This window comes from Nocardia sp. CDC159 (assembly GCF_023740735.1).
GTDB classification, from domain to species: Bacteria; Actinomycetota; Actinomycetes; order Mycobacteriales; family Mycobacteriaceae; genus Nocardia; species Nocardia pulmonis.
This window is the reverse complement of sequence record NZ_JAMRXH010000006.1, coordinates 120,437-146,853: the sequence shown is the minus strand read 5'-3', so window position 1 is coordinate 146,853 and position 26,417 is coordinate 120,437. Positions and strand designations below refer to the sequence as shown.

Here is a 26,417-nt window from a genome sequence, read left to right as displayed (position 1 = left end):
AACTCCGGACAGTCAGGCGCAGCAATAGCAATTCGCTATTACCAACACCTGGGGCTCCGGGCGCATAGAGCGGGTCGCAAATTCGGTAATCTATCTGACCGCTTCCACCCGATGGCCAGATGTGAAGGTCACGCTTCCATCGAATCGACTGCTCAGGCCGACCCCTGTTGTTCACCTGTCATGCACAGTGCACAATCGAGGTATCGGCACTCTGCCCGATTGCCCGTGGCGGTCGCCACGGGAATGCGGTGTGCTGGTAGGTGACGCCGAGGTCACGTCGTGACCTCGACCATCGTGAGTCAGAGGTAGGTTGTGAGTTCTTCGTCGGTTGCGGCGGCCAAGCCCCGTCCGCGCACCATGTGCGAGGCGTTTCAGAACAACGTGTCGCGAAATCCCGATCTCGTCGCCCTGCGCACCCGCGGCGACACCCAGCGCATCACCTGGCGCGAGTACGGGAATCGGGTCCGCGCCATCGCCACCGGGCTGGCGGCGCTGGGCGTGCGGCGCGGCGACACCGTCGCCCTGATGCTGACCAACCGCCCCGAATTCCACCTCTGCGACACCGCCGTCCTGCACACCGGCGCCACCCCGTTCTCGGTCTACAACACCAATCCGGTCGATCTGCTCGCCTACCAGTTCGGCAATGCCGAACCGCGCCTGGTGATCTGCGAGAGCCAGTTCGTCCCGCAGATCCTGGCCGCCGTGGAAAAGGCCGCGGCCCAAGGACATCGAATCGAGCGGGTGATCTGCGTCGACGGCACCCCCGAGGGCACCGTCGCGCTGACCGACGTCGAGACCACCGAGGCGCCCGACTTCGATTTCGAATCCGCCTGGCGCGCGGTCGATCCCGAGGATCTGCTGACCATCGTTTACACCTCCGGCACCACCGGCCCGCCCAAGGGCGTCGAACTGACCCACACCAACTTCATCGAGAACGCGCGCATCGTCGACGAATTCGGCGGTGGCAGCCCCGAGGACCGAGTGGTGTCCTATCTGCCCGACGCGCATGCGGCCAACCGGTGGTTCGCGCACTATCTCAATCTGCTCGAGGGCGGCCAGATCACCACGGTCGCCGATCTCAAACAGGTCGCCGAGGCGCTGACCGAGGTGCGTCCGACGGTATTCCTGGGCGTGCCGCGCATCTGGGTGAAGGTGAAGGCGGCGCTGGAGGAAAAGCTTGCGGCCGAACCGAGTTCGGCCCGCCGCGCGCTGGCCGAGTGGGCCATCGCCACCGGCCGGGCTCGCGCCCGGGCGGTCTCCGACGGCCGCCCCCAGGGTGTGCTGGACCGGCTGCGCTACGCGCTGGCCGACCGGCTCGTGCTCTCGACCATCCGTGCCCGGCTCGGCCTGGACCAGGTCCGCGTGGGCGTCACCGGATCCGCGCCGATCCCGCGCGACACCCACGAGTTCTTCCTGGGCCTGGGGCTGCCGCTGTGCGAGGGGTACGGCATGACCGAATGCACCGCGGGGGCCACCGTCACCCGACCCGAGCGGATCAAGATCGGCACCGTCGGCACTCCCCTGCCCGGCGCCGAGGTCAAGATCGCCGAGGACGGCGAGGTGCTGGTGCGCGGCCGCATGGTCATGCGCGGCTACCGCAAGGACCCCGAGAAGACCGCCGACACCGTCGATTCCGACGGCTGGCTGCACACCGGCGACATCGGCGAGATCGACGACGAGGGCTACCTCAGGATCGTCGACCGCAAGAAGGAACTCATCATCAACGCGGCTGGTAAGAACATGTCGCCGACCAATATCGAGAACACCATCACCGAACACACCCCGCTGGCCGGCACGGTCGCGGTGATCGGCGAGGGCCGCCCCTACAACACGGCCCTGATCTGCCTCGATCCCGACCTGGCCGCCGCCTTCGCCGAGCGCAACGAGCTGCCCGGCGACGATATCGCCGCCCTCGCCGCCAACCCGCTGGTCCGCGCCAGCATCGAGGACGGCGTCGCGGCGGCCAACGCCAAGCTCTCGCGGGTGGAGCAGGTGCGCAAATTCGCGGTGCTGCCGGATGTCTGGGCTCCCGGCAGCGATTGTCTGACCGCCACCGGCAAGCTGCGGCGCAAACCCATCGCCGCCGCCTATGCCGATACCATCGAATCGCTCTACGCAACGTAGCCCGGACGACGGAGGACGCAGTGGAATCGCCGAGCCGGGATCGAGCCCTCGAGGCCCTGTACCAGCGTGCCGGAGTACTCATCCGTGAGTTCTCCGACAGCATGCCGCCCTATCGCACCATCCCGCGGTCGCTGGTGGCCTCGGGTCTCGAGCGCGGCACGAAGCTGAACATCGAGCTGTTCTTCGAATACCTCCGGCACGGCCGCATGCCCTCGCCGGAGGACACTCGCGAACTGGTCGAGCTGGCACTGGATCGGGTGCGCGACGGCGAACCGCTCGAGGAGGTGCTCGGCCGCTACCGTACGGGCGCGGAGTTCATCTACGGCCGCCTGCGCGAGGCCGCCGATCCCGGCGAGCGCGAAATGCTGGCCGATGCCGCGCTGCCACTGCTGCAATACGTCACCCAGATCGTGGAGCGGATCGCGACCGCCTGCGTGCGCCGCGCCCACGATCCGCGCTGGGAGCTGCTCGAGCGTCGCCGCGGCATCGCCGACGCCCTGCTCACCGGCCGCGATCCGGTGGAGTGGGCCGACGAACCCGCGATCAGTGTGCCCGAGGCGTTCCTGATCGCGGTCTTCCGGCTCTCGACGGGCACCCGCGAGCGGCAGGGCCTGGACACCAGCGAACTGCGGCACTGCATCGAGGCCATTCCCGGCGTATTCCTGCGCCTGGACAGTGGCGGCTGGACGGCCCTGGTCCCGCTGCAGCCCGGCGACGACGGCACCGCCACCGCCGCGGCACTCTCCTCGCGCCTGCCCGCCCGCAATCCCGATGCGGTGCCGCCGTTCTGGGTGGGGGTGGGCGCGGCCCGCACCCGCGCCGACATTCCGAGCGTCTTCGCCGAGGCCCGGGTGCTGGCCGAACTGGGCCGCTGCCTGGATCGCACCGAATTGCTGTGCCGCCGTAAGGATCTGCAGTTCGAGTACACCGTGGCCGCCAGCGGCCCGGCGCGGCCCGGCCTGGCCACGGTGCTCGGCCCGCTGGACAGCCAGCCGCTGCTGGCCGAGACCCTCGAGGTGTTCGTCGACACCGGCTTCAACCAGCTGGCCACCGCGCGGCTGCTCAACATCCACCGCAATACCGTCACCTATCGGCTGGCGCGCGTGCACGAACTCACCGGCCTGGATCCGCATCGGCCCACCGATGCCATGACGCTGTCGGCGGCCCGGATCGCCCGCCGCCTCGAAACGGCCTCCTTCGCACCGTGATCCGGTGGTGACGGTTGCCGTCGGTCTGCGGTCGCGGCCCGGCGGCGGCCTCGGCGAGCGCCCGGGCCGCCGGAGGCTGTGTTAAATCCAAGAGAATTCGACGTAAAGTGCGCTGCTCGGGTACGTGTCGCCCATTCTTCGGACTGCCGCGCGAGCGCGAGAAAGACGCGGCCGAAACGCGAAGATCATGACATTGTCCGTTATTAGCTGACAGTTAGCCAATTTCTATTCACCCCCCTGTTGCACCCGGTCCGAGACCCCGTCGTAACCTTTACTGGTCAGATGCCCTACGCATCGACACCCCGGCGAACAACGAGGTCACCGGAGTTTCCGACGAGGGCACGCACCTCGGACGGAGAGCGAGAATTTTCCGCCACAGCCCGGAAAACTACTTCCAGGCGGGATTTTCTGAACGCTTTCCCACCGCCGGCGCGCGCCCGTCGTGCGACGCCGCACACCCTGAACCACCGTGGCGTCCGCATCGGACAAGGAGCACCGAGAATATGGATATGATCCGCCTCAGCGACTGGCTGCCCAAACCCGGCGAGTTGCTCGACTTCCCACCCACCGCCACCGCCCTCGCCGCGGCGGCCGCCGCGGATCCGGCCCCGATTCCGCCCTCGTACATCCAGGACTTCCACCTGCGACATCGCCGTCCGGAGCTGTCGATCTGCTTCACCATCGCCGCACCGCTGGACCGAAAGGCCCTGCGCCGCAGCTTCGTCCAGTTCCTGCGCCGCCACGACGGCCTGCGCTGCTGGTTCGTCGAGGAGGGCGGAGCGGCCACCGGGCGCATCCTCGACCCGGCATGGGTGGATCTGGATATCGTCTCCGCGGGCGAATTCGCCGCCGGGGAGGCGCTGCGCGATCGGCTCGCCGACCGGTTCCGCGCGCCGGAACCGACGGTCTGGCCCGCCTTCACCCTGGGCGCGATCGATCACGGCGACGACGGGTTCACCGTGTACGCCAGGGTCGATCACGCCTTCTGGGACGAAACCTCCCAGGTGGCGGCGATTTTCGAACTGCATCAGCTCTACACCTCCCACACCGCGGGCATCGCGCCCGCGCTCTCGCCGGTCGGCGGCTACTCCGAATACGCCCGCCACGAGCGCGCGACCGTCGCCCAGCGCCCGGCCGAGGTGGAGCGTCTGGCCCGGCTGATCGCCGCCAATCTGGACCACATCCGGCCGCTGCCCTGGGATCTCGGCCTGGAGCCCGGCGCGAGCGCGGCGAGCACCACCGTGGCGTTCGATCTGCTCACCGGCCGCGAATGCGAGGCGTTCACCCGCGCCTGCGCGGCCGCCGGCGGCTCGTTCGCCTCGGGCGTCTACGCGGCCATCGCCCTGACCGAACTCGAACTGGCCGGGCGCACGAAGTACGTCGGACTCAATCTGGTGGGCACGCGCAACAATCCGCGATTCCAGTTCACCCAGGGCTGGTTCGTTAACCTGCTGCCGATCGTGTTCGAGGTCGGCGCGGCGGCGCGGTTCACCGAGCTGATCGGGCGGGCGCGCACGGCACTGCAGGAGATCAAGCCGCTCGGCGCGATTCCGCTGTTCGCCGCCCTGCCGCGGGCGGGCGAGCTGAGCGGGCGGCACATTCCGTGCGTGCGGGACTGGGCGTGGGTGTCGTGCCTGGACGGACGGCCCACCTCCGGCGCCATGCTCGAGCAGTCGCTACCCGGCCTGCACCACGTTTACGGACTGTGCACGGCCCCGCCCACCGACCGGGCCTCGACGCTGGAATTCCATCGCGAGGCCGATCGGGTGCGGGTGAGCGTGAGCTATCCGGACACCGCGACCGCGCACGCCTCGGCGCAGCACTACCTCGACCGGCTGCGGGCGGTGCTGCGGACGGTCGCCGCGACCGGTGAGTTCGCGACGGCCGCACCGCTTTTCGACACCATTCGGCGGATGCCCGCGGCACTGGCGAGCTGATTCCAGAAGTTCTGCCCATCGGGCAACTTTTCCTATCAGGAAATCTTGCCCGATGGGCATCTTTCTGTCAGGCTGGACCCATGGCCGACGAACCGAATCTCGGACTGCGGGAACGCAAGAAGCGCGACACCCGCCGGGCCCTCAGCGACGCGGCGCTGGAGTTGGCGTTCGAGCGCGGCTTCGAGAACGTGACCCGCGAGGACATCGCCGCCCGCGCCGGAGTATCGGTGCGCACCTTCAGCAACTACTTCGCCAACAAGTGGCAGGCGCTGACCTATCGCCAGACCGACCGCATGCACCGGACCATCGAGCTGCTGCGCGAACGCCCCGCCGACGAACCGATGTGGGAGGCGGTGAGCGCGGCCGTGCTGACGCCGCTGGAGGCGGAGATCGAGGCCGGGGGCTATGGGCCGCCGACCCGGGAGCAGCTCGGCGCGATCCGCAAACTGCTGGTGGAGACGCCCGAGGCGCGGGCCGCGATGGCCCTGGGCCCCCTGGACGATCTCGTCGCCGTGATCGCCGAACGCAGCGGCACCGACCCGGGGCGCGATCTGTATCCGCGGCTGGTGGCGGGCATGGTGGTCGCGGTCTTTCAGTCCTCCTTCGAGACCTACATCCGATCCGATCCGCCCGTGCCCATCACCACGGTGCTGCGCCGGGCACTGTCGCTCGTCGGCTCGGGAATGTCCGCGCCCGGCGCGGCCACCGGGCACTAGCCCGAAACCATCATCACGACAGGGGGTTCACCTCGTCATGTCCGAAATACGAACCGACGTCCTGATTTCCGGGGCGGGCCCGAACGGTCTGCTGCTCGCCACCGAACTCGCCCTGGCCGGGGTGCGGCCGATCGTGCTCGAGACACTGCCCGGCCCCGCGACCGAGCCCAAGGCCAATGGCCTGGTCGGCCAGGTCGTTCGCGTCCTGGACATGCGCGCCCTGTACCCGGACCGGCCGACGCCGTTGCCGTTCTACATCTTCAGCGGGCTGCGCATGGATTTCACCACGCTGACCGACAATCCGATGCACGCCTGGATGATTCCACAGCGCGAGCTGACCACCCTGCTGGCCGAACGCGCCCGCGAACTGGATATCGAGGTGCGCTGGCAGCACACCCTCACCGACTTCACCCAGGACGACGACGGCGTCGTCGCAACCGTCACCGGTCCATTGGGTGAGCACCGCGTCGCGGCCCGTTTCCTCGTTGGCGCGGACGGCGGAAAGAGCCTGGTACGCAAGCGTTCCGGCATCGGGTTCCCGGGCTTCACGGCCGCCGACCGGATCACCCGCGTCGGGCACGTCGAGATACCCGGTTTCGTCCGGCTCGACACCGGTGGCTACGAGCTGCCCGGCTACGGACCCATCAGCTGGGGACATCACTGGACCGAACGCGGCATGTTCATCATCGCCGAATTCCAGCCCGGCCGAACGCTGGTCGCGACCACGGAGTACGGCGTCGATCCCGGCGGCGACCAGGACCCGATGACCCTCGACGAGCTCGGCGCCAGCGTCAACCATGTGCTCGGCATCGATCTGCCGATCCGGCCGCCGTCCTGGGACGGCCCCCGGCTGCTGCGCCGCATGGTGGGCCAGAACACCCGCACCGCCGAGCGCTACCGCGATCGCCGGGTGTTCCTGGTCGGCGACGCCGCGCATGTGCATTCGGCCATGGGCGGGCCGGGGCTCAATCTCGGCATGCAGGACGCGATCAATCTCGGCTGGAAGCTGGCGGCGCACGTGCGCGGTGTGGCGCCGGAGGGCTTGCTCGACACCTACGAGACCGAGCGCCGCCCGCTCGCCGAACGCGTGATGACGAGCTCGATGGCGCAGAGCGCGCTCATGGCCCCCGGCCCGGAGGTCGGCGGCCTGCGGCAGCTGTTCGACGAGCTGCTGGGCATCCCGGCCGTGCTCGAGCACATCGCCCGGCTCATGGGCGGCGCGGATGTCCGCTACGACACCGGTTGCGACCACCCCCTGGCCGGTCGCCTGGTCCCGGACTTCACCGTCGAGACCGACGCGGGACCGCGGCGAATCGCCGAACTGCTGCGCTCGGGCCGCCCGCTGCTGCTCGTTGTGGACGGGCGGGCCGACGGCGAGACCGACGGCTGGGCGGACCGGGTGGACCGGCTCGTCGCCACCGCATCCGACGCCCCGGCGGCCGCGCTGCTGATCCGTCCCGACGGCTATGTCGCCTGGGCCACCGGCGATTCCGATGACGACGGCCTGCGCGACGCACTGACTCGCTGGTTCGGCCCGGCCCAACTGACCACGATCGCCGCACCACTTCCCGCGCTTCGCACCGGTTCTGGACGGCTGTAAAGGGTGCGAAGCGCGGGAACGGGTGCGGCGATCGGTCGTGCCCTTTCGGCGGACCGTCGTCACCCCGCCGGCCCTACCGAGCGCCGCCGCTGCCACAATGCGATCGTGCCTCGAATCGTGCCGGCGACAGCGCAGCACTTCGACGACGTGGCGACCATGCTCGCGCCGAAACGCCCCGGCGCCGACGCCTGCTGGTGTCTGTCCTATCGGCTCGACGCCAAGGAGAACGCCGCGCTCACCGGCGCGGCCCGGCGCGAGCGGGCCGCCGAACTGTGCCGGCGCGATCCCGCGCCGGGCGTGCTCGCCTACGACGGTGGCGAGGTGGTCGGCTGGGCCGGGGTCGCGCCGCGGGCCGAGCTCGCGTTCTTCGCCCGCTCCGAGCGCATTCCGTGGGTCGACGACCTCCCGGTCTGGACCGTCTGGTGCTTCAAGGTCCGCGCCGGACGTCGCCGCCGCGGCGTCGCCACCGCGCTGCTGTACGGCGCGGTCGACCACGCCCGGGTCCATGGCGCGCCCGCGATCGAGGGCTATCCGGTCGACAACGGCGGCCGGAAGGTCGACGGCACCCTCGCCTTCGTCGGCACCCGAGCCATGTTCGAGGGTGCGGGGTTCACCAAGGCCGCCGATACGACGGCCACCTCCGGTGGATTCCCCCGCGTCGTCATGCGCCGGATGCTCACCTGACCGGATCGATACAACTGAACGGCGGGTCGACGATCGAGCACGGTGTCGGCGGGCGGGTCGGATGGTAGTCGGCGGGCACACCGCCCTGGGCGATGATGTCGCGATAGGCGGGCACGGCGTCGGTGGGGTGCCGGGTCAGCGACGGATCGGTCTTCACATCGACGGTGTAGAGGCCGAAACGCGGTGAGTAGGAACCCCATTCGTAGTTGTCGGTGAGACTCCAGTAGTTGTAGCCCATGACGTTCATGCCGTCGGCCTTGGCGCGCTGCAGCCAGTACACCGTATCGCGCAGGTTGTCGGCGCGGGTCCAGCCGTCGTCGCGCGGCTTGCCGTCGTGGGTGGGCATGCCGTTCTCGACGATGTAGAGCGGACGGCCCGGGAACTGCCGGGCGTAGTGCCGCAGCGCGTAGTAGATGCCCTCGGGCTGCAGCGGCGTCGCCCACGGCGTGTTCTTCAGCAGCGAATCGACCGGCGACGGCAGGCTGCCGTAGTAGTAGTCGATGCCGATGTAGTCGAGCTTGTCGGCGACCCGGTTCTCGAACGGGATCTGGGCCAGGAATTCGTAACCGGGCGTATAGGACACGTTGCTGGTCACCATCGCGCCGGGCTGACGGGCGTGGATGTAGTCGTAGATCGCCCGATGCGCGGTGACCTGGCGATCCAGCGCGATCCCGGCCTGCTCCGGCGGCAGATTGCCCTGCGCGACGAAGATCGGCGGCCCGAGGGTGGGTTCGTTGAAGGTCACCCACAGCGGATCGTCACCGGCGTAGCGATCGACCACCGCGCGGGCGTTGGCCAGCCAGTCGTCGACCATGCCCGGATTGGACCAGCCGCCGCGGTCGAGCTCCCAGGCGGGGAAGACCCAGTGGTCGAGGGTGATCATCGGTCGCATGCCCGCCGCCTTGATGGCGCCGATCACACTGTCGTAGAACGCGAATCCGGCCTCGTCCCACTCCCCCGGCCGCGGCTGCACCCGCGCCCACTCGACGCTGATCCGGTACACCTTGGCCCCGAGGTCGGCCGCGAGCCCGATGTCGTCGCGATAGCGGTGGTAGAAGTCGACCGAATCGCCGTACGGGTCCGACACCCGTCCGGAGTTGGCGTAGCGGCTCCAGTTGCTGTCGGGCGCATTGCCCTCGCTCTGGAATCCCGAGGACGCCACGCCCCACAGGAAATCGCCGCCGACCGGAGGCGCCGCCTGCGCTCGGGCGGGCGTCAGCCCGCCGAACGTGAGCACGGCCGCCGCGGCGAGCGCGAATATCGTTGCGGGACGAAAGCCTGTCGCCCGTCGAATCACCAGCACACACCCTCTCACTCGTCGAGGACCCGCACGCTCCCTCAGTTTTCTACCATCCCCGGACGGTCATCCGACCAACCGACGCGGAGTCACGCCGGTCGGGCCTCCAGGTAATATTCCGCGCCGACCAGACGCAGTAGCTGCCGCACGCCCGCCGGAGCCCAGTCCGCCGCCGGATCGTGGCGGACGACCGGATCGGTCAGCAGCAGCGGCTGCCCGCCGGTCTCGAGCTCGAACGTTCCCGCCGCGAGGATGTTCTTGACCCAGTCGACCTCGCGGCCATAGGTGAGCGCGATCCGATAGGCGCCGTCGCGGACGAAGATCGTCACCGGCGTGCGATAGATCCGGCCGGACTTGCGACCCTTGTGCACGACGACTCCGAAGCCGCGCGAACGGCCCGCGACGGGGCTCGCGATCCGGTTGGTGACTCGTCGGTTGAACCTCGCCAGCGCCTGCGGCAACGGCATGAGCGTCCCCTCTCGGAAGTCCCTTGCGCACCACAGGTTACGCCGCCACCCCGGCATCCGGGTGGCGAACGACGGCAGGTGGCCGAAAGACGGTGCGCACCTGGCCGATCCGCCGCAACCGCTCAGGGCCGCCAGGGAAGAAAACGGACCCGTTGGCCCGGCCGGGCCTGTGCCAGCGCGTCGACATCCGCGTCGATCACCGTGCCCACCACCGGATATCCGCCGGTGATCGGGTGGTCGGCCAGGAACACCACCGGCTGACCCGAGGGCGGCACCTGGATCGCCCCCAGCGGCATGCCCTCGGTCGCCAGCTCCTCGGAACCGGTGCGCCGCAACGCCGGAGCATCCCCGGCCCGATCCAGCCGCACCCCGATCCGATCGGAGTCGCTGGAGACTTGCCACCCGCCCACGAACAGATCGGTCGGATTGTCGAACCAATCATCCCTGGGCCCCAACCGGACTCGGACGGTGACCGGTTCGTCGCTCATCGCGGGCAGGGGCGCCAGCTCCAGTTCGGGCCAGCGCCGCGGCGGGGCTCCGATCGGCAGCTCGGCACCCGCCCGCAGCGGCTCGGGCCCCAGCCCCGCGAGCGTGTCGCGACTGCGCGAACCGAGCACCGGCGCGATATCGATCCCACCCCGCACCGCCACGTAACACCGCAATCCCACCGGGGCGACACCCAGTTCGAGCCGCTGTCCCGCCTCCAGGAACAGCACCGATCCCCGGCCCTCGGGCCGCCCGTCCACGGTGATCGGCGCGGGCGCACCCGTCACCGCCAGCACCGCCGGACCGGTCGCCACCAGAACCAAACGGCCGAGCACACATTCGATGCCCGCGGCCGATTCCTCGTTGCCCACCAGCCGATTCGCCAGCGTCAGCGCTCCCCGATCGACCGCGCCCGAAATCCCCACGCCCGCGTGAAACCACCCGGGCCGCCCCAAATCCTGGATGGTGCTGAACATCCCGGGCTCGAACACCCGCAGCATCGCCCCGCTCACCCTCATCCGCGCCGATTTCCCTCGTCGACGAAACGCACCCGAGCTCCGGGCCGCAGCAGCGCCGGTTCCGACCGCCCGAGATCCCACAGCACCACGTCGGTGCTGCCGATGATTCGCCATCCGCCGGGCGAGCGGCGCGGGTAGACGGCGCTGTAGCCACCGGCCAGCGCGACCGCCCCGGCGGGGACCGCGGTGCGGGACCGATCGCGCCGCGGCACCGACAGTCCCGCGTCGGGGGCCTCCAGATAGCCGAAGCCCGGCGCGAATCCGAGGAAGGCGCAGCGCCAGATGTGGCCGGTGTGCCGGGCGATCAGCTCCTGCTCGCCGATCCCGAGCAGGGCCGCCGTCTCGGCGAGATCGGCCCCGTCGTAGCGCACCGGAACCACCAGCGGCCCACCGTCGGAGGGCGTTTCGGCCGCGGCCGCGACCTCGGCCACCACCGCGGACAGCCGTTCCTCGACCTTCGTCGCACCCGGTTCCAGCGTGACCAGCACCGTCCGCGCCGCGGGCAGCAGATCCGCGATGCCCTCGATCGGATGTGCGCGCACATACTCGCTGAATCCGGCGGGCGCGACCCCGCCGGGCAGTTCGACCAGCAGGGCGCGGTCACCGGCCGGCCGGATCCGGACGTCGGTCATGCGAAGGCCCGCAACTCAACGCCCTTGGCGCGCAGCGCTTCTCGAATGGCCTCGGCCATGGCGACCGCACCCGGTGAATCGCCGTGCACACACAGGCTGCGCGCGGGCACGGCGACCGGGGCGCCGTCGCGGGATCGCGTCGAACCGTCGACCGCGATCGAAACCGCTTGCCCCAGGGCTGCTTCCGGATCCAGTACGCTCCCCGGTTCGCTGCGCGGCACCAGCGTCGCGGCCGGGGTGTAGGCGCGGTCGGCGAAGCCCTCGGCGTGGAACGGGATTCCGGCGGCCGCCGCGGCGGCCTGCAGTTGCGAGCCGGGCAGGCCGAGCACGCTCAACCGGCCGTACTCGGCGATCGCGCTCACCACCGCATCGGCCACCGCCGGATCGGCCGAGGCCGAATGATACAGCGCCCCATGCGGTTTCACATATCGCACCCGGTCCCCGGCCGCGCGGGCGAAGGCGTCCAGCGCGCCGATCTGATACAGCGTCTCGTCGGCCAGCTCGCGCGGCGATACCGCCATGGCCCGGCGGCCGAAGCCCGCCAGGTCCCGATAGGAGATGTGCGCGCCGATCCGCACCCCGCGCTCCACGGCCAGCGCGCAGGTCCGCCGCATGATCGACGGGTCCCCGGCATGGAAGCCGCAGGCGATGTTGGCGCTGGTGACGATATCGAGTAGGGCCGCGTCGTCACCCATGGTCCAGGCGCCGAAACCCTCGCCCAGATCACTGTTCAGATCGATCATCGCATTCCTCGCTTTCGTCCATGACTTTCTCAGACCAGCTCTCGCCCGCGCGTCTCGGGCAAACCGAACAGGGCCAGCACCGCCACGGCATAGCCCAGCGCTCCGAACAGCATCGCACCCGTGAGCCCGAGCGAGGTTCCGGCCAAATAGCCCACCACCGTCGGGAAGACCGCGCCGACGCCGCGGCCGAAGTTGTAGGTGAATCCCTGTCCGGTGCCCCGGAACTGGGTGGGGTACAGCTCCGACAGATACGAGCCGAAGCCGGAGAAGATCGCGGAGGTGGCGAAGCCCAGCGGGAAGCCGAGCACCAGCACCAAGGTGTCGGCGCCCTGCGGAATCTGGGTGTAGGCGACCATGAACACCACCGACAGCACGGCGAACAGCTGAATATTGCGCTTGCGGCCCAGCTTGTCGGTCAGGATACCGCCGCTGACGTAGCCCAGGAACGCGCCGAGGATCAAAAAGACCAGATAGCCACCGGTGCCGACCACCGTCAGATGGCGACTCTTCTTCAGATAGGTCGGCAGCCAGGTGGCCAGGGTGTAGTACCCACCCTGCACCCCGGTCGCCAGCAATGCCGCGAAGAAGGTGGTGCGCAACAGATCTCGGCCGAAGATCGCCCCGAACCGACCGCGCTCGGCCGTGCCCGCCAGGCGCTCGGTGTGGGCCGCGGCGTCGGTGACGCTGCGGCGCACCCAGACGATCAGCAGTGCGGGCAGCGCCCCGGTGAAGAACAGCACCCGCCAGGCCACGCTCTCGTCGAACACCTGGAACACCACGGTGTACACGCACACCGCCAGCCCCCAGCCCGCCGCCCACGCGCTCTGCACGAAGGCCACCGCGCGGCCGCGATACTCCGGCCGGGCGTATTCGGCGACCAGGATGGCCCCGGCCGCCCATTCCCCGCCGAAGCCGAGGCCCTGCAGCGCGCGAAAGACCATCAGGCTCTCGAAATTCCAGGCGAAACCGCACAATACGGTGAAGATGGCGTACATGGCGATGGTCAGCTGCAGCGTACGGACGCGGCCGATGCGATCGGCCAGCGTGCCCGCGATCGCGCCGCCGAGCGCCGACACCACGAGTGTGACGGTGGTGAGCAGGCCCGACTGGCCCGTGCTGATCGCGAAGTAGGAGGCGATCGCGCCGAGTGACAGCGGCAGCACCTGGAAGTCGTAGGAGTCCAGGCCGTAGCCGCCGAAGGCGCCGATGAAGGCGCGCTTACCGCGCGCGCCGAGCGTGCGGAACCAGTCGAACGGCCGCGCGGCCGCGCCGCGATCCGGATCGGGGGTGCCGCTGGGCGGGCTGATGAAGGTGTAGGTCATGGTGACCCCTCGGTCGTGCTGGGGTGTGGCAGAGATCTCATCGTACGAAATCGTTGAACGATCCGGCAATACTTCGATTGGATCGTTCGCATTCGGTGATCTCCGGGCGGTAGCCTCGGATTCGACAAATCCGCACGTGGACCGGCACCCAAGGAGGGACGCGATGGCGCATTCCGCTGTCGAGACCTATGCCGCACTGGCCGCGCACCGCGGCAAGCTCGACCGCGCCAGCCGCAGCGCCCAGGTCGCCGACATCATCCGCGACGGCATCCTGGACGGCACCTTCCGGCCGGGCGCCCGGCTGTCGGAGCCGGATATCTGCGCGGCGCTGACGGTCTCGCGCAATACGCTGCGCGAGGCGTTCCGGACGCTGATCGAGGAGCGGCTGGTCGTCCACGAACTCAATCGCGGCGTATTCGTGCGGGTTCCGGCCGTCGAGGACATCGCCGAGGTCTACCGGTGCCGCCGCATCGTGGAATGTACCGCGCTGCGCGAACATCCGCGCACCGGCACCGATCTCGCCCCCGTCGCGGCGGCCCTGGAGCGAGCCGATCGCTGTGCGGCACAGGACGATTGGACCGGCGTGGGCACCGCGGACGTGGACTTCCACCGGGCGGTGACCGCACTCAACGGCAGCCGCCTGCTCGACGCGCTCATGTCCGGGGTCTGGAACGAGTTGCGGCTGATCTTCCATGTGGTGGCCGAGCCCGAAACCTTCCATCGCCCGTATCTGCACCGCAATCACGACGTCTTCGATGCCCTGACGGGCGGGCGGGCCGAGACCGCGGCGACCCTGCTCGCCGACTACCTCGCCGATGCCGAGGCGCAGCTGCGCGCGGCGTACGCCGAGATCGCCCGTCCTGGAAGGACTTCCGCCCATGGGTGAGGTCATCGCCGTCTACGACCGCACGGGCCGTCGCATCGGCGCCGAGGAACGCTCGATCGTCTACGCGGAGGGCCTCTGGCACGCCAGCGCCGGGGTGCTGGTGCGCTCCCGCGACGGCAGCCGCCTCTACGTCCACCGCCGCACCGACACCAAGGCCGTCTTCGCCGGTATGCACGACTGCCTGGCGGGCGGCGTCGTCGGCACCGACGAGGATCCGCTCACCGCGGCCGTCCGCGAACTGGCCGAGGAACTGGGCATCGAAACAGACACCGCCCCAACCCTTTTGGCAACCGCCGCCTGGGACGGAATCTGGTCCGCCAAACCGATGCGTTGCCACCTGTTCGCCTACGAACTCCGCTACGACGGCCCCATCCACCACCAACCCGAGGAAATCGCCGCTGGTTGGTGGTGGACCGACGCCGAACTCCACTCCCACCTCCGCGACCCCGCCTGGCCCTTCGTCCCCGACACCCGAACCCTGCTCCCCCAAATCCTGCGCTGACTCCCCCACTACCCCTCACCAGCAGCCCACCCCATCCCCCATTGCCCCGCAGACCCCCGAAAAACCGAGCAGCCCACCGGGTCTGCGGGGCCGGTGGGCTGTCGGTTCGCGCGAACGCGCGTCTATTCTGCGCTGCCCGACAGCAGCTTCAGGATGGTTCGGGAAATCAGGTCGGCGAGCAGAGCCGCCGCTGAACCTGCACTCGAACCTGTTTCCATAACGTCCTCCTCATCTCCGGGTCATCACCACTGCGGTTCGTAGCGATGACTGAAGCATGCCTGATTCACTTCTGGACAGAAGCGCTTTCCGAGCAAACTTCACACCGGCGAGTAATGAACCCCTATAACGTTTCTCGTGCTAACGATCTAGCCCGAGGAAGTGACCGCGCCCGCCCAGGCCGCGAACGCACCCGGGTTGCGGGTCTGCAGCAGCACCCGCCCGGGCCCGGTGAAGTCGAAGACCAGGCCCTCCCCCGACTTCAGCGACTGCAGCGACCGCCCGGACACCGCCCGCCGGATGCTGAACTTCACCGCGAGGTCGTAGGCGACCACATGTCCGCTGTCGATCGTCACCGGCTCCCCCGGCCGCAGATCGATGACATCGATCGCCCCGAACACACCGAGCACCACCTCGCCCTGCCCGTGCGCGCGCAGCCCGAACCCGCCCTCCCCGCCGAACAGGTTCGCCAGCCCGCCCCACTTCGTTTCCACCTGCACGCCATGGGAATTGGCGATCCAGCTGCCGCGGCTGATGAAGAACGGCCGATCCTGTGCGATCGGCAGCGCCAGCATGTCCCCGGGCAGGGCGGGCGCGACATCGACCCACCCGCCCTGCGGCGGCGCGGTGAACGTGGAGACGAAGAACGACTCACCGGCCAGCACCGACCGCTTCAAACCCGCCAGCAGCCCGCCCTCCGCCTTCGCGGTGAGCGTCACCCCGGCCGAATGTGCCAACATGGCACCGCTTTCCACCCGCATCGGTTCGCCTGCCGCGAGGAAGCAGCGCGCGACGGTCGAGGAGGGATTGTGCCGCAATTCCACCTTCATGTCGGCGACCCTAACAGTGCTCGGTATCGATCCGGCTACTCCAGGTAGCCGTCGGCCACGGCCAGCACCTCGTCCAGGATCGCCAGGCCGTGGCGCACCTCGTCGGCGCTGGTCGGCAGCGGCGGAGCGAGCTGCAGCCGATTGGCGACCGCGAACGGCCACAGCCCGCGCTCCTTGGCCGCGGCGGTAACCCGCCGCATCGGCTCCATGGCCTCCCCCTCGGCCGCGAACGGCACCAGCGGCGTGCGCGCGCCCGGATCACGGACCAGCTCCAGCGCCCAGAAGAATCCCAGCCCGCGCACCTCACCCACCGACGGATGCCGGGTCGCCAATTCCTGCAACCCCTTTCCGAGCACATCCGCGCCGACCGTCCGAACATGATCGAGAATGCCGTCGCGTTCGAACACCTTGATCGACGCCACCCCGGCCGCACAGGCCAGCGGATGCCCGGCGTAGGTGAGCCCGCCCGGATACACCGTATGGTCGTAGCGGGCGGCGATCGGCTCGGCGATCAGCACCCCGCCGAGCGGCACATAGCCGGAGTTGACCCCCTTGGCGAAGGTGATCAGATCCGGGGCGACATCGAAATGCTGTACGGCGAACCACTCCCCGACCCGGCCGAATCCGGCCATCACCTCGTCGGCGATGTAGACGATGCCGAATTCGTCGCACAGCTCCCGCACCCCGGCCAGATAGCCCGGCGGCGGTACCAGCACACCATTGGTGCCCACCACCGTCTCGAGGATCAGTCCCGCGATGTGCCGCGGCCCCTCCAGTTCGATCACCTGCCGCAGATGCCGCAGCGCTGCGGCCGCCTCCTCCTCGGGACTCGTTGTCTGCCAGGGCGATCGGTACGGATAGGGCCCGAAGAAGCGCACCACGTCGACATTGGTGGGTTCCGCGCCCCAGCGCCGCGGCTCACCGGTCAGCCCGATCGCCGTACCGGTGCCGCCGTGATACGACCGATACGCCGCCAGCATCTTGGTGCGGCCGGTATAGCTGCGCGCCAACCGCACCGCATGCTCCACCGCCTCCGCCCCGCCGGTGGTGAACAACACCCGATTCAGCGCACCCGGCGCACGATCGACGATCATCCGCGCCAATTCACTGCGCACCTCGTTGCCGACGGTCGGGGAAATGGTGGTGAGCGTATTCGCCTGCGCCACAATGGCGGCCACGATATCCGGATGCTGATGCCCGATGTTCACATTCACCAGCTGGGAGGAGAAATCCAGATAGCGCCTGCCCTCGGCGTCCCAGAACCAGGAGCCCGACGCGCCGGTGATCGGCACCGGATGCACCGCCGCCTGCGCACTCCACGGATAGAAGACGTGGTCCACTACTTACCCCCTTCGGTGAGCGTCACGGCCTGCGGGGTGTATCCGCCGCCGATGACATCGATGTGCTGCGACTTCAGTAGATCCAATGCCCTGGTGACATATTCGTTGGTGTACGCGTCGGCGTCGGGCGCCCTGGTGAGCACGGTGTGGCCCTCCTGATTGCGCGTTCCCATCGCGATGGTGACCGTGCGATCCCAGGCCGCCTTGTCGATCACGCCGATTCCATTGGGCGAGGGCCAGATCAGCTTGTTCACCTCGTTGATCTGCCACTGCTGATGGCTGGCGCCCAGGGTGGATCCGGCGGCCACGGTCAGATCCCGGCAGGTGTCGACATTGTCGCGGCAGAACGCCCAGCCCCGCAGCGATGCCGCGAGGAATTTCACCGTCCGGTCCCGATACGCCGCGTCCTGCAGCCTCTCGGTATTGGCCCAGATGGCGTCCTGCAGCATGGTCACGCCCTGATCGTTCCAGTCGATGGTGGTGAAATCCTCCGGGCCGTACAGCTTTCCGGTGGCTGGATTCCTCGTCTCCAGCAGCTGGGCGTACTCGTTGTAGGACATGGCCTGGGCCGCGTCGATATCGCGGCCGAGGAAGGCGTTCATATCGAATTGCTGCTGCACCAGGGTGACGTCCCGGGCGGGGTCCAGACCCGCCTTCGTCATCCCGGCGAACAGCTCGAATTCATTGCCGTAGCCCCAGTTTCCGACCTTCTTCCCCTTCAGATCCGCGGGGCCGCTGATATTCGCGGCCTTGAAGGCCACCTGTTTGGTACCCGAGCGCTGAAAGATCTGCGCCACCTCGGTGATGCCCGCCCCGGCCTCGCGCGAGGCCAGCGCCTTGGGCACCCAGGCGACGGCATAGTCGGCCTGGCCCTGGGCCAGCACGGTCTGCGGCACGATATCGGTTCCGCCGTCGAGGATTTCGACGTCGAGCCCCTGCTCCCGGTAGAAGTCCTGATGCACCGCCGCCAGATATCCGGCGAACTGGCCCTGCTTGAACCACTGCAACTGCAGTTTCACCCTGGTGAGCCCGTCGGCGGTGGTGGTCGTCTCGGTCGTGGCGCAGCCGGTGACGGCCGCCAGAACGATGACCGCCACCGTCAACCAGGTGCGGAATCTCGTTGCGGGACTTCTCATCTGATGCTCCGGAAGATCGTTCGGGGACGGCGGGTGAGTTGTTCGAGCAGCAGGACGCCGCCGAGGAAGATCAGGCCGAGCACCATGGCCGCGACGACATAGGCCCAGGCGCGGGGATAGGCGGTATTGGCGGCCGCGGAGATGATGCGACTGCCCAGGCCGTGTTGCAGTCCGCCGAAGTATTCGGCGATCAGCGCGGCGATCACGGCGGCGGGTGCGGCGATGCGCAGCCCGGTGAACAGATGCGGCCGCGCGGCGGGCAGGCGCACGGTCCGGGTGATCTGCCATCCGGTGGCCGCATACGCGCTCATCAGATCGTGGTGCACGGCTGGCACCTGCCGCAACCCCTTGACCGTGCTGACATAGATCGGGAAGAACACCACGATCGTCGCCACCAGTCGCCGCGGCATATCGGTGGTGGTCGAGTACATCGAATTGAGCAGCGGCGCCAGCGCGACGATGGGGACGGCGGCCGCCGCGGCGGCCAGCGGGCCCAGCAGACCGTCGAGTACCCGGAACCGCACCGCCAGCACGGCGGCGAGTACACCGAGGAGGGTACCGGCCACCAGGCCGACGAGGGCATTGGCACCGGTAGCCACCGCGGCCTGGGTGACATTGGCGGCGTTGGCGCGCAATGCCGTCCAGATCGCCGACGGCGCGGGCAGCAGGAACGACGGGACCCGCGCCGCGGTCGTCAGCATCTGCCACGCCGCGAGCCCGAGCACGCCGACCAGGACGGGCGGGAGCCACCCGCGCACTGCCCCGACCGTTCTCGCACGCCTCATCGCAGCTCCTTGCCGACCGCGTCGGGCGATTCCAGCCCATGACCGCCGTGCAGGGCGGCGCGCACCGCGGCCACCGCGGCGAAGAACTCCTCGCTCGCCCGAATATCGGTGCCGGTACCGGCCTTTCGTCCCCAGCCGCCGGTCTCGACGATCGCGGTGACGCGGCCCGGTCGCGGGGTCATCACGACCACCCGATCGGAGAGGAAGACCGCCTCGGGGATGGAGTGGGTCACGAAGATCACCGCCGCGCCGGTCTCGGCGGTGATGCGCAGCAGTTCACCCTGCATGCGCTCGCGGGTCATCTCGTCCAGGGCGCCGAAGGGCTCGTCCATGAGCAGCAGCGGCGGTTTGCGGGCCAGGGCGCGGGCGATGGCGACCCGCTGCTGCATGCCGCCGGACAGTTCGCCCGGATGGCGGCGGGCGAAGTCGGTGAGCCCGGTCATCTCCAGCAGTTCCGCACTGCGCCTGCGCCGTTCGGCCTTGGGCACCCGATGCAGTTCGAGGGGCAGCTCGACGTTCTCGCGCACGGTGCGCCAGTCCAGCAGCCCGGCCTGCTGGAAGGCGATGCCGTAGTCCTGATCCAGCCGGGCCCGATGCGCCGTTTTACCTTGCACCGCAACGGTTCCCGCACTGGGCTGCTCCAGATCCGCCACGATCCGCAACAGCGTCGACTTCCCGCAGCCCGACGGCCCGATGAGCGAGACGAACGCCCCCGCCCGCACCGTCAGCTCGATGTCCCGCAGCGCCGTGACCGAGCCCGCGGCGTACACCTTGCCGACCTCCCGCAGTTCCACGGCGGCCACCGGCCCGGATTCCGGTGCCGCCGCGGTCCTTTCGGCAACAGACCTACCCACAGATACCTCCTACCGCCCCGCAAGGCGGACCGAAATCGACCCCGCACCCTTTGTCGCTCTTCGCACCGCCTGTGACCCTCCGCACAGGGTGCGAGGAGACGGAAGGGGTGCGGCTGTGCGGGCGGTCATCGGGGGCCGCCCGGCGAGACGGGAGCGTGGTAGCGGAGCAGGGCCCGTTCGGCGAGCGAGACCAGCGCGGTGAGCGCCACCCCGAGCAGGGCCGCGGCGAGCACCGCCGCGTACAGCCGGGCGGCATTGCCGGTCGACTGCTGTGCGAAGACGATGATCTGCCGGCCGATACCGCCCGCGGTGCCGGTGGAGATCTCCGCGACCACCGCGCCGATCACCGCCGCCGCGGCCGCCAGCCGCAGCGCGGGCAGGAGGTACGGCACGGCCGCGGGTAATCGCAACCGCAGCAGCGTCGCCCACCACCCGGCCGCGAAGCTGTGCAGCAATTCCACCGCCGCCCGCGACGGCGACTGCAATCCGCGCAGCATGCCAATGGTGACCGGGAAGAACACCAGATAGGCCGCGATCACCACGATGCTCATCCACGGCCGCCACGGCTGACCCGCGATCACGATCCGGCCACCCCACCCGGCCACCAGCGGCGCCAACGCGATCAACGGAACCGTCTGCGAGACAACCACATACGGGAACAGCCCGCGCTCCACCCAGACGAACCGCTGCATCACCACCGCCAGCGTCACCCCGATCACCGTGCCCAGCACCAGCGCGAGCAGCGCCAGCCCGAGCGTGAAACCCGCCGTGCGCACCAGGGTTTCGCCCACCGTCCGCTGCCCGTCGCGCTCCCCCAGCACGGTGACCACCGACCACACATGCGGCAGCGCCCCATCCGAGGTCCGCGGCAGCACCCGCTGGCCACCGACGCTCACCCCCTGGGCCGGAACCAGCAGCTTCACCAACTCCCAAGCCACCAGCACCAACCCGAACGCGGCAACCGGATACAGCACCCGCCCGCCCCGCCGCCGCTCCCCCCACCATCCGGTCCGCCCGCTCGCCACCGTCTCCGCGACCAGCAGATCGACAGCCGCCCCCGCCCCCTTCTCACCGACCCCGGTCACGGCGCACCCCTCCCCGTCCGCCGCTGCCCGAACCCACGCGCCGCACCCTTTCCAGGGCTTCGCACCCGATGCGGCCGCCCACACCGGGTGCGAAGGCCCCGAAGAGGTGCGAGGCTCGGCCGCTCACTCGGCCCTCGCCGTCGCGGTGACCGGGCGGACCAGGTGCGGGAGGACCGATTCACCGTAGGCGTCGAGCGTGGCGGTCTTGGCATCGTGCTGGAGGTAGACCGCGAACTGGTCGACCCCCAGTGCCTCGAGTTCCCGCAGCCGATGCACATGCTCCTCGGGCGTGCCCAGCACGCAGAACCGATCCACGATGGCGTCGGGCACGAACTCGGCGTGCGTATTGCCCGCCCGGCCGTGCTGGTTGTAGTCGTATCCGGTGCGTCCGGCGATGTAGTCGGTGAGCGCGGCCGGAACCTCGCTGTTCCCACCGTATTTCGCGACGATGTCGGCGACGTGGTTGCCCACCATCCCGCCGAACCACCGGCACTGCTCGCGGGCGTGTGCGAGCGATTCCTTCGACCCGTCGGTGACATAGGCCGGAGCGGCCACACAGATCGTCACCGCCGCCGGGTCGCGCCCGGCCCGCTCGGCCGCCGCCCGCACCCGCGCGACGGTCCAGGCCGTGATATCCGGATCGGCCAGCTGCAGGATGAATCCGTCGGCCACCTCGCCGGTGAGATCGAGCGCCTTGGGACCGTAGGCGGCCACCCAGACGGGCAGTCGGGACGCCCCCGCCCACGGGAATCGCACCACCGTATCGCCCACCCGCGCGCTGCGGCCGTTGCCCAATTCGCGGATCACACCGATGGATTCGCGCAGCCTGCCCAGCGTGGCCGGGGGCAGGCCGATGGCGCGCAGCGCCGAATCCCCGCGGCCGATACCGCAGATCGTCCGATTGCCGAACATCTCGTTGAGGGTGGCGAAGGTGGACGCGATCACCGTCCAGTCCCGCGTGGACGGGTTGGTCACCATCGGGCCGACGACGATCTTGCGGGTCACGGCCAGGATCTGGCTGTAGATGACATAGGGATCCTCCCACAGCAGATGCGAGTCGAACGTCCACGCATGCGAAAAGCCGTGGGTCTCGGCCAATCTGGCGAGCTCGATCACCCGCGAGGCGGGCGGCGTGCATTGCAGCACCACGCCGATGTCCATGAACGCACTCCGTTCAGATCAGGTTCTGCGACAGCTCACGCCGCACGAAACGACCGTGGCCCGCGCTGCCCAGATACCGGTTGTCGTCGACGATCACGCGCCCGCGCGAGAGCACGGTGTCGACATGGCCGTCGATCTCGAAACCCTCGTAGGCCGAATAGTCCATGTTCATGTGATGGGTCTTGCCGAGCCCGATACTGGTGTGCCCGTTCGGGTCGTAGATCACCACATCCGCGTCCGCACCCGGGCTGATCACGCCCTTGCGCGGATACATGCCGAACATGCGAGCCGGGGTCGTACAGCACACGTCCACCCAGCGTTCCAACGAGATCCGGCCGTCCGCGACGCCCTGGAACATCAAATCCATCCGATGCTCCACCCCACCGATTCCGTTGGGTATCTTGCTGAAATCGCCGACGCCCAGCTCCTTCTGGTCCTTCATGCAGAACGGGCAGTGGTCGGTGGCCACCGAGGTGACGTCCCCGGTGCGGATGTAGCGCCACAGCTCGTCCTGATGCCCCTCGGCGCGGGCACGCAGCGGCGTCGAGCACACCCATTTGGCGCCCTCGAAACCCGGTGCGCCCAACTGCTCTTCGAGCGAAAGGTACAGATACTGCGGGCACGTCTCGCCGAAGACGTTCTGCCCCCTGCCCCGGGCGTGCGCGATCTGCTCCAGCGCCTGCTTGGCCGACACATGCACCACATACAGCGGTGCGCCGGTCACCTGCGCCAGCATGATCGCCCGATGGGTGGCCTCCTCCTCCATCTGCCACGGCCGGGTGACGCCGTGGAAGTAGGGTGCGGTCTCGCCGCGCTGAATCGCCTGCGCGACGAGCACATCGATGGCGATGCCGTTCTCCGCGTGCATCATCAGCAGCGCACCGAGCTCGGCACTGGTCTGCATGGCACGCAGGATCTTGCCGTCGTCGGAGTAGAACACCCCCGGATAGGCCATGAACAGTTTGAAGCTGGTGACGCCCTCGGCCACCAATTCCGCCATGCCCTCGAGGGATTCGTCGTTGACGTCGCCGATGATCTGGTGGAAGCCGTAGTCGATCGCGCACTGCCCGTCGGCCTTGTCGTGCCAGGCCGCGATCGCGTCCTGCACCCGCACCCCCGGCGTCTGCACGGCGAAGTCGACGATGGTCGTGGTGCCGCCGAATGCCGCCGCGCGCGTACCGGTTTCGAAGGTGTCGGAGGCCTCGGTGCCGCCGAAGGGCATCTGCATATGGGTGTGTGCGTCCACCCCGCCCGGAATCACGTATTTGCCGGTCGCGTCGATGACCTGGTCGGCCACCGTCGCCGGATCGGTACCGAGGATCGAGGTCCCCGGCGCGAGAACCGCGGCGATGGTCTCGCCGTCGATCAGCACGTCGAGCGGTTGCGATCCGGTGGCGGACACCACGATTCCACCCCGAATGAGTATGCGGGTCATGGCTGCACCAGCGGTCCGTAGGCGTCGGGACGGCGGTCGCGATAGAAGGCCCAGCGGTCGCGCACGACCTTGATCAGATCCATGTCCAGATCGCGGACGATGAGCTCGGGGGCGGAGTCGGAGCCGACCGCACCGACGAACTTGCCCTCGGGATCGACGAAATAGCTGGTGCCGTAGAAATCGTCGTCGCCATAGTCGCTTTCCACGCCCACCCGGTTGATCGCGCCGATGAAGTACTCGTTGGCGACCGCCGCGGCGGGCTGCTCGAGCTTCCACAGATAACCCGACAGCCCGCGCGAGGTCGCCGAGGGGTTGAAGACGATCTCCGCCCCGGCCAGGCCCAACGCCCGCCAGCCCTCCGGGAAGTGCCGGTCGTAGCAGATGTACACCCCGACCCGGCCGACGGCGGTATCGAAGACCGGCCAGCCCAGGTTGCCGGGGCGGAAGTAGAACTTCTCCCAGAACCCGTTGACGTGCGGGATGTGGTGTTTGCGGTATTTACCGAGATAGCTGCCGTCGGCGTCGATGACGGCGGCGGTGTTGTACAGCAGGCCCGGCTGCTCCTGCTCGTACACCGGCAGCACCATCACCAGGCCCAGCTCCTTGGCCAGCGCCGCGAAGCGCTCGGTGGTGGGGCCGGGCACCGACTCGGCGTAGTCGTAGAACTTCGCGTCCTGTAGCTGACAGAAATACGGCCCGTAGAACAACTCCTGGAAACAGATCACCCGAGCACCCGCCGCGGCGGCCTGCCGCGCGTAGTCCTCGTGTGCCTTGATCATGGACTCCTTGTCGCCGGTCCAGTCCGTCTGGACGAGCGCCGCTCGAACGATTGCCATGCTTTGTGATTGTGCACCCTGAACCAATGCCGTTGTGTTACAACGGGGAGGAAACAGTTTCGGGACCGTAAATCCTGGCCCCGGTGATGGTCCGTGCCCGCGCTCCCCCGCAGAATGACGCTTGTGACCACCGACCCTTACCCACTACCCCGAACGTCCGCAGCGACGGCAGCCCGCGCGGAGGCCCGGTGATGGCCCAGCCCGCCGTCTCCGAATCGGGCGAACCGGTCGCGGTCGCGGCGGTGATCGCCGATCTCGACGACCGGACGGCGGCCGGGATCGCGGCGGCGGTGAGCCGAGCCATCCGGTCGGGGACGATCGGGCCGGGGACCCGACTGCCCACGGTGCGGGAGCTGGCGCGCGAGCTCAGGGTCTCGCCCGCGACCGTGAATCAGGCGTGGCGGGCGCTGGCGGGCACGGGGGCGATCGTGGCGCGGGGGCGGGCGGGAACCTTCGTGGGATCGGCCCCGCCGGGCCCGGCCGCGGTGCCGATCGGACGGTATCAGCGGCTGCATCCGCGCTCGGACAACACCTTTCGAGTCGACCTGTCGCGCGGCGTGCCGGATCCGGAGCTGCTGCCGGATCTGACCGGCGCGCTGCGGGTGCTGGCCCGCGACGGAGCGATCGACCAGCTGTCGGCGACCTACCTCGGCGATGCGATGCTGCCGGATCTCGCGGCGGTGGTCGCCGAGGACTGGCCCTCGCGCGCGGAGCGTTTCACCGTGCTCGACGGCGCGCTCGACGCCATCGACCGGCTGCTGAGCACCCACGTCCGACTCGGCGACGCGGTGCTGGTCGAAAACCCCTGCTTCCCACCGTTTCTCGACCTGCTCACCCGGCTCGGGGCGCGCGCGGTTCCGGTGGCGATGGATCAATCCGGCCCGCTGCCGGGCGAACTCGCCGCCGCGGTCGCGACGCACGATCCGAGCGCGCTGCTGCTCCAGCCACGGGCGCAGAATCCCACGGGCGCTTCGCTGTCGGCGCGACGGGTTCGGGAGCTGGCCGACATCCTCGCCGGCACGGACGTTCTCGTCATCGAGGACGATCACGCGGCCGGAATCGCGCACGCTCCGGCGCGCTCCCTGGGCGCCCGGCTGCCGCAGCGTACGGTGCACATCCGCTCGTATTCCAAATCCCATGGCGCGGACCTGCGCCTGGCGGTCGCGGGCGGCCCCGCCGCGGTGCTCGACCCGGTCATCGAGCGCCGCATGCTCGGCCCCGGCTGGTCCAGCCGCCTGCTCCAGCGGGTGCTGCTGCACATGCTGACCGATCCCGCGGCCCGCACCGCGGTGGCCGACGCCCGAGCCATCTACCGCACCCGAGCCGAAGCCTTACGCAAATCACTTGCCCACCATGGCATCACGGTCCCTCGCCCCGACGGCATCAACCTCTGGTTCCCCGTCGCCGACGAGAACGCCGCCATGATCTCCCTGGCCGCGGCGGGGATCAAGGCGGCCCCGGGCGGCCCTTTCGAGGTCGTGGACCATCCCGCGGGCGACCACCTGCGGATCACCATCGCCGCGATACCCGACGGCGAGATCGCGACGGTGGCAGCACATCTGGCCGCGGCGGCGACGGCGCTGCCGACCTATCGGCGCATCCGTCGCGGCTGACCGG

General features: G+C 69.3%; 24 protein-coding genes. 9 read left to right on the top strand and 15 right to left on the bottom strand.

The window, feature by feature from the left end:
- Positions 1-357 precede the first annotated feature (357 nt).
- From NDR87_RS15560 to NDR87_RS15535, 6 genes are all read left to right on the top strand, one after another.
- Positions 358-2,124, top strand: a complete 1,767-nt coding sequence (locus NDR87_RS15560) for a long-chain fatty acid--CoA ligase (RefSeq protein WP_251913886.1) — start codon at positions 358-360, stop codon at positions 2,122-2,124.
- Between the two features lie 20 nt (positions 2,125-2,144).
- Positions 2,145-3,332, top strand: coding sequence for a helix-turn-helix domain-containing protein (locus tag NDR87_RS15555; RefSeq protein ID WP_251913739.1), 1,188 nt, complete (start codon positions 2,145-2,147; stop codon positions 3,330-3,332).
- A 503-nt stretch (positions 3,333-3,835) separates the two neighbouring features.
- Complete coding sequence (locus NDR87_RS15550) at positions 3,836-5,269, top strand: condensation domain-containing protein (RefSeq protein WP_251913740.1); 1,434 nt, start codon at positions 3,836-3,838, stop codon at positions 5,267-5,269.
- 80 nt (positions 5,270-5,349) lie between these two features.
- Positions 5,350-5,985 carry a TetR family transcriptional regulator gene (locus NDR87_RS15545; protein ID WP_251913741.1) on the top strand — a complete coding sequence of 212 codons (636 nt, stop codon included), beginning with the start codon at positions 5,350-5,352 and terminating at the stop codon, positions 5,983-5,985.
- A 37-nt stretch (positions 5,986-6,022) separates the two neighbouring features.
- On the top strand, positions 6,023-7,585 hold the full coding sequence (locus tag NDR87_RS15540) for an FAD-dependent monooxygenase (RefSeq protein ID WP_251913742.1): 1,563 nt from the start codon (positions 6,023-6,025) through the stop codon (positions 7,583-7,585).
- Between the two features lie 156 nt (positions 7,586-7,741).
- Complete coding sequence (locus NDR87_RS15535; RefSeq protein WP_286013624.1) at positions 7,742-8,269, top strand: GNAT family N-acetyltransferase; 528 nt, start codon at positions 7,742-7,744, stop codon at positions 8,267-8,269.
- On the opposite strand, the gene NDR87_RS15530 is transcribed toward NDR87_RS15535, so the two are convergent.
- The 6 genes from NDR87_RS15530 to NDR87_RS15505 form a co-directional block, all read right to left on the bottom strand.
- On the bottom strand, positions 8,262-9,563 hold the full coding sequence (locus tag NDR87_RS15530) for a glycoside hydrolase family 1 protein (RefSeq protein WP_372494199.1): 1,302 nt from the start codon (positions 9,561-9,563) through the stop codon (positions 8,262-8,264). The genes NDR87_RS15535 and NDR87_RS15530 overlap by 8 nt on opposite strands.
- A gap of 92 nt (positions 9,564-9,655) precedes the next feature.
- Positions 9,656-10,033 carry a nitroreductase family deazaflavin-dependent oxidoreductase gene (locus NDR87_RS15525; protein ID WP_251913744.1) on the bottom strand — a complete coding sequence of 126 codons (378 nt, stop codon included), beginning with the start codon at positions 10,031-10,033 and terminating at the stop codon, positions 9,656-9,658.
- 122 nt (positions 10,034-10,155) lie between these two features.
- The gene (locus NDR87_RS15520) at positions 10,156-11,037 is read right to left on the bottom strand and encodes a biotin-dependent carboxyltransferase family protein (protein WP_251913745.1); all 882 of its coding nucleotides are present in this window, start codon (positions 11,035-11,037) and stop codon (positions 10,156-10,158) included.
- A complete protein-coding gene (locus NDR87_RS15515) occupies positions 11,034-11,669 on the bottom strand; it encodes an allophanate hydrolase subunit 1 (protein ID WP_251913746.1) in 636 nt (211 codons plus the stop codon). The genes NDR87_RS15520 and NDR87_RS15515 overlap by 4 nt, the downstream gene beginning before the upstream one ends.
- Positions 11,666-12,412, bottom strand: coding sequence for a LamB/YcsF family protein (locus tag NDR87_RS15510; protein WP_251913747.1), 747 nt, complete (start codon positions 12,410-12,412; stop codon positions 11,666-11,668). Before NDR87_RS15510 ends, NDR87_RS15515 begins: the two co-directional genes overlap by 4 nt.
- Before the next feature lie 29 nt (positions 12,413-12,441).
- The gene (locus NDR87_RS15505) at positions 12,442-13,734 is read right to left on the bottom strand and encodes an MFS transporter (protein ID WP_251913748.1); all 1,293 of its coding nucleotides are present in this window, start codon (positions 13,732-13,734) and stop codon (positions 12,442-12,444) included.
- Positions 13,735-13,897: 163 nt separating this feature from the next.
- Between NDR87_RS15505 and NDR87_RS15500 the strand changes: the two genes are divergently transcribed.
- Together NDR87_RS15500 and NDR87_RS15495 are read left to right on the top strand one after the other, a co-directional pair.
- Positions 13,898-14,620 carry a GntR family transcriptional regulator gene (locus NDR87_RS15500; RefSeq protein WP_251913749.1) on the top strand — a complete coding sequence of 241 codons (723 nt, stop codon included), beginning with the start codon at positions 13,898-13,900 and terminating at the stop codon, positions 14,618-14,620.
- Positions 14,613-15,122 carry an NUDIX domain-containing protein gene (locus NDR87_RS15495; protein ID WP_251913750.1) on the top strand — a complete coding sequence of 170 codons (510 nt, stop codon included), beginning with the start codon at positions 14,613-14,615 and terminating at the stop codon, positions 15,120-15,122. Before NDR87_RS15500 ends, NDR87_RS15495 begins: the two co-directional genes overlap by 8 nt.
- Positions 15,123-15,487: 365 nt before the next feature.
- Here NDR87_RS15495 and NDR87_RS15490 read toward each other — a convergent pair whose 3' ends face one another.
- The 9 genes from NDR87_RS15490 to NDR87_RS15450 form a co-directional block, all read right to left on the bottom strand.
- Positions 15,488-16,168: a TIGR00266 family protein gene (locus NDR87_RS15490; protein WP_251913751.1), complete on the bottom strand. Its 681-nt coding sequence runs from the start codon at positions 16,166-16,168 to the stop codon at positions 15,488-15,490.
- A gap of 35 nt (positions 16,169-16,203) precedes the next feature.
- Entirely contained in the window at positions 16,204-17,508 is a 1,305-nt protein-coding gene (locus tag NDR87_RS15485; protein WP_251913752.1) for an aspartate aminotransferase family protein, read from the bottom strand.
- Positions 17,508-18,644: an ABC transporter substrate-binding protein gene (locus tag NDR87_RS15480; protein ID WP_251913753.1), complete on the bottom strand. Its 1,137-nt coding sequence runs from the start codon at positions 18,642-18,644 to the stop codon at positions 17,508-17,510. The genes NDR87_RS15485 and NDR87_RS15480 overlap by 1 nt, the downstream gene beginning before the upstream one ends.
- Entirely contained in the window at positions 18,641-19,429 is a 789-nt protein-coding gene (locus tag NDR87_RS15475) for an ABC transporter permease (RefSeq protein WP_251913754.1), read from the bottom strand. Before NDR87_RS15475 ends, NDR87_RS15480 begins: the two co-directional genes overlap by 4 nt.
- A complete protein-coding gene (locus NDR87_RS15470) occupies positions 19,426-20,283 on the bottom strand; it encodes an ABC transporter ATP-binding protein (protein ID WP_251913755.1) in 858 nt (285 codons plus the stop codon). Before NDR87_RS15470 ends, NDR87_RS15475 begins: the two co-directional genes overlap by 4 nt.
- 125 nt (positions 20,284-20,408) lie before the next feature.
- Entirely contained in the window at positions 20,409-21,368 is a 960-nt protein-coding gene (locus tag NDR87_RS15465) for an ABC transporter permease subunit (RefSeq protein WP_251913756.1), read from the bottom strand.
- A 123-nt stretch (positions 21,369-21,491) separates the two neighbouring features.
- Complete coding sequence (locus NDR87_RS15460; RefSeq protein WP_251913757.1) at positions 21,492-22,529, bottom strand: TIGR03842 family LLM class F420-dependent oxidoreductase; 1,038 nt, start codon at positions 22,527-22,529, stop codon at positions 21,492-21,494.
- 13 nt (positions 22,530-22,542) lie between these two features.
- A complete protein-coding gene (gene hydA, locus NDR87_RS15455; protein ID WP_251913758.1) occupies positions 22,543-23,964 on the bottom strand; it encodes a dihydropyrimidinase in 1,422 nt (473 codons plus the stop codon).
- Positions 23,961-24,800 carry a nitrilase-related carbon-nitrogen hydrolase gene (locus tag NDR87_RS15450; RefSeq protein ID WP_251913759.1) on the bottom strand — a complete coding sequence of 280 codons (840 nt, stop codon included), beginning with the start codon at positions 24,798-24,800 and terminating at the stop codon, positions 23,961-23,963. The genes hydA and NDR87_RS15450 overlap by 4 nt, the downstream gene beginning before the upstream one ends.
- 191 nt (positions 24,801-24,991) lie before the next feature.
- On the opposite strand from NDR87_RS15450, the gene NDR87_RS15445 reads away from it, so the two are divergent.
- The gene (locus tag NDR87_RS15445) at positions 24,992-26,413 is read left to right on the top strand and encodes a PLP-dependent aminotransferase family protein (RefSeq protein ID WP_251913760.1); all 1,422 of its coding nucleotides are present in this window, start codon (positions 24,992-24,994) and stop codon (positions 26,411-26,413) included.
- Positions 26,414-26,417: the final 4 nt, after the last annotated feature.

Coding starts and splice junctions, on each gene's coding strand:
- NDR87_RS15560 (WP_251913886.1), top strand. CDS start 358: ATGTGCGAGGCGTTTCAGAACAACGTGTCGCGAAATCCCGATCTCGTC.
- NDR87_RS15550 (WP_251913740.1), top strand. CDS start 3,836: ATGGATATGATCCGCCTCAGCGACTGGCTGCCCAAACCCGGCGAGTTG.
- NDR87_RS15545 (WP_251913741.1), top strand. CDS start 5,350: ATGGCCGACGAACCGAATCTCGGACTGCGGGAACGCAAGAAGCGCGAC.
- NDR87_RS15540 (WP_251913742.1), top strand. CDS start 6,023: ATGTCCGAAATACGAACCGACGTCCTGATTTCCGGGGCGGGCCCGAAC.
- NDR87_RS15535 (WP_286013624.1), top strand. CDS start 7,742: ATGCTCGCGCCGAAACGCCCCGGCGCCGACGCCTGCTGGTGTCTGTCC.
- NDR87_RS15525 (WP_251913744.1), bottom strand. CDS start 10,033: ATGCCGTTGCCGCAGGCGCTGGCGAGGTTCAACCGACGAGTCACCAAC.
- NDR87_RS15520 (WP_251913745.1), bottom strand. CDS start 11,037: ATGAGGGTGAGCGGGGCGATGCTGCGGGTGTTCGAGCCCGGGATGTTC.
- NDR87_RS15515 (WP_251913746.1), bottom strand. CDS start 11,669: ATGACCGACGTCCGGATCCGGCCGGCCGGTGACCGCGCCCTGCTGGTC.
- NDR87_RS15510 (WP_251913747.1), bottom strand. CDS start 12,412: ATGATCGATCTGAACAGTGATCTGGGCGAGGGTTTCGGCGCCTGGACC.
- NDR87_RS15505 (WP_251913748.1), bottom strand. CDS start 13,734: ATGACCTACACCTTCATCAGCCCGCCCAGCGGCACCCCCGATCCGGAT.
- NDR87_RS15500 (WP_251913749.1), top strand. CDS start 13,898: ATGGCGCATTCCGCTGTCGAGACCTATGCCGCACTGGCCGCGCACCGC.
- NDR87_RS15495 (WP_251913750.1), top strand. CDS start 14,613: ATGGGTGAGGTCATCGCCGTCTACGACCGCACGGGCCGTCGCATCGGC.
- NDR87_RS15490 (WP_251913751.1), bottom strand. CDS start 16,168: ATGAAGGTGGAATTGCGGCACAATCCCTCCTCGACCGTCGCGCGCTGC.
- NDR87_RS15480 (WP_251913753.1), bottom strand. CDS start 18,644: ATGAGAAGTCCCGCAACGAGATTCCGCACCTGGTTGACGGTGGCGGTC.
- NDR87_RS15475 (WP_251913754.1), bottom strand. CDS start 19,429: ATGAGGCGTGCGAGAACGGTCGGGGCAGTGCGCGGGTGGCTCCCGCCC.
- NDR87_RS15460 (WP_251913757.1), bottom strand. CDS start 22,529: ATGGACATCGGCGTGGTGCTGCAATGCACGCCGCCCGCCTCGCGGGTG.
- hydA (WP_251913758.1), bottom strand. CDS start 23,964: ATGACCCGCATACTCATTCGGGGTGGAATCGTGGTGTCCGCCACCGGA.
- NDR87_RS15450 (WP_251913759.1), bottom strand. CDS start 24,800: ATGGCAATCGTTCGAGCGGCGCTCGTCCAGACGGACTGGACCGGCGAC.
- NDR87_RS15445 (WP_251913760.1), top strand. CDS start 24,992: ATGGCCCAGCCCGCCGTCTCCGAATCGGGCGAACCGGTCGCGGTCGCG.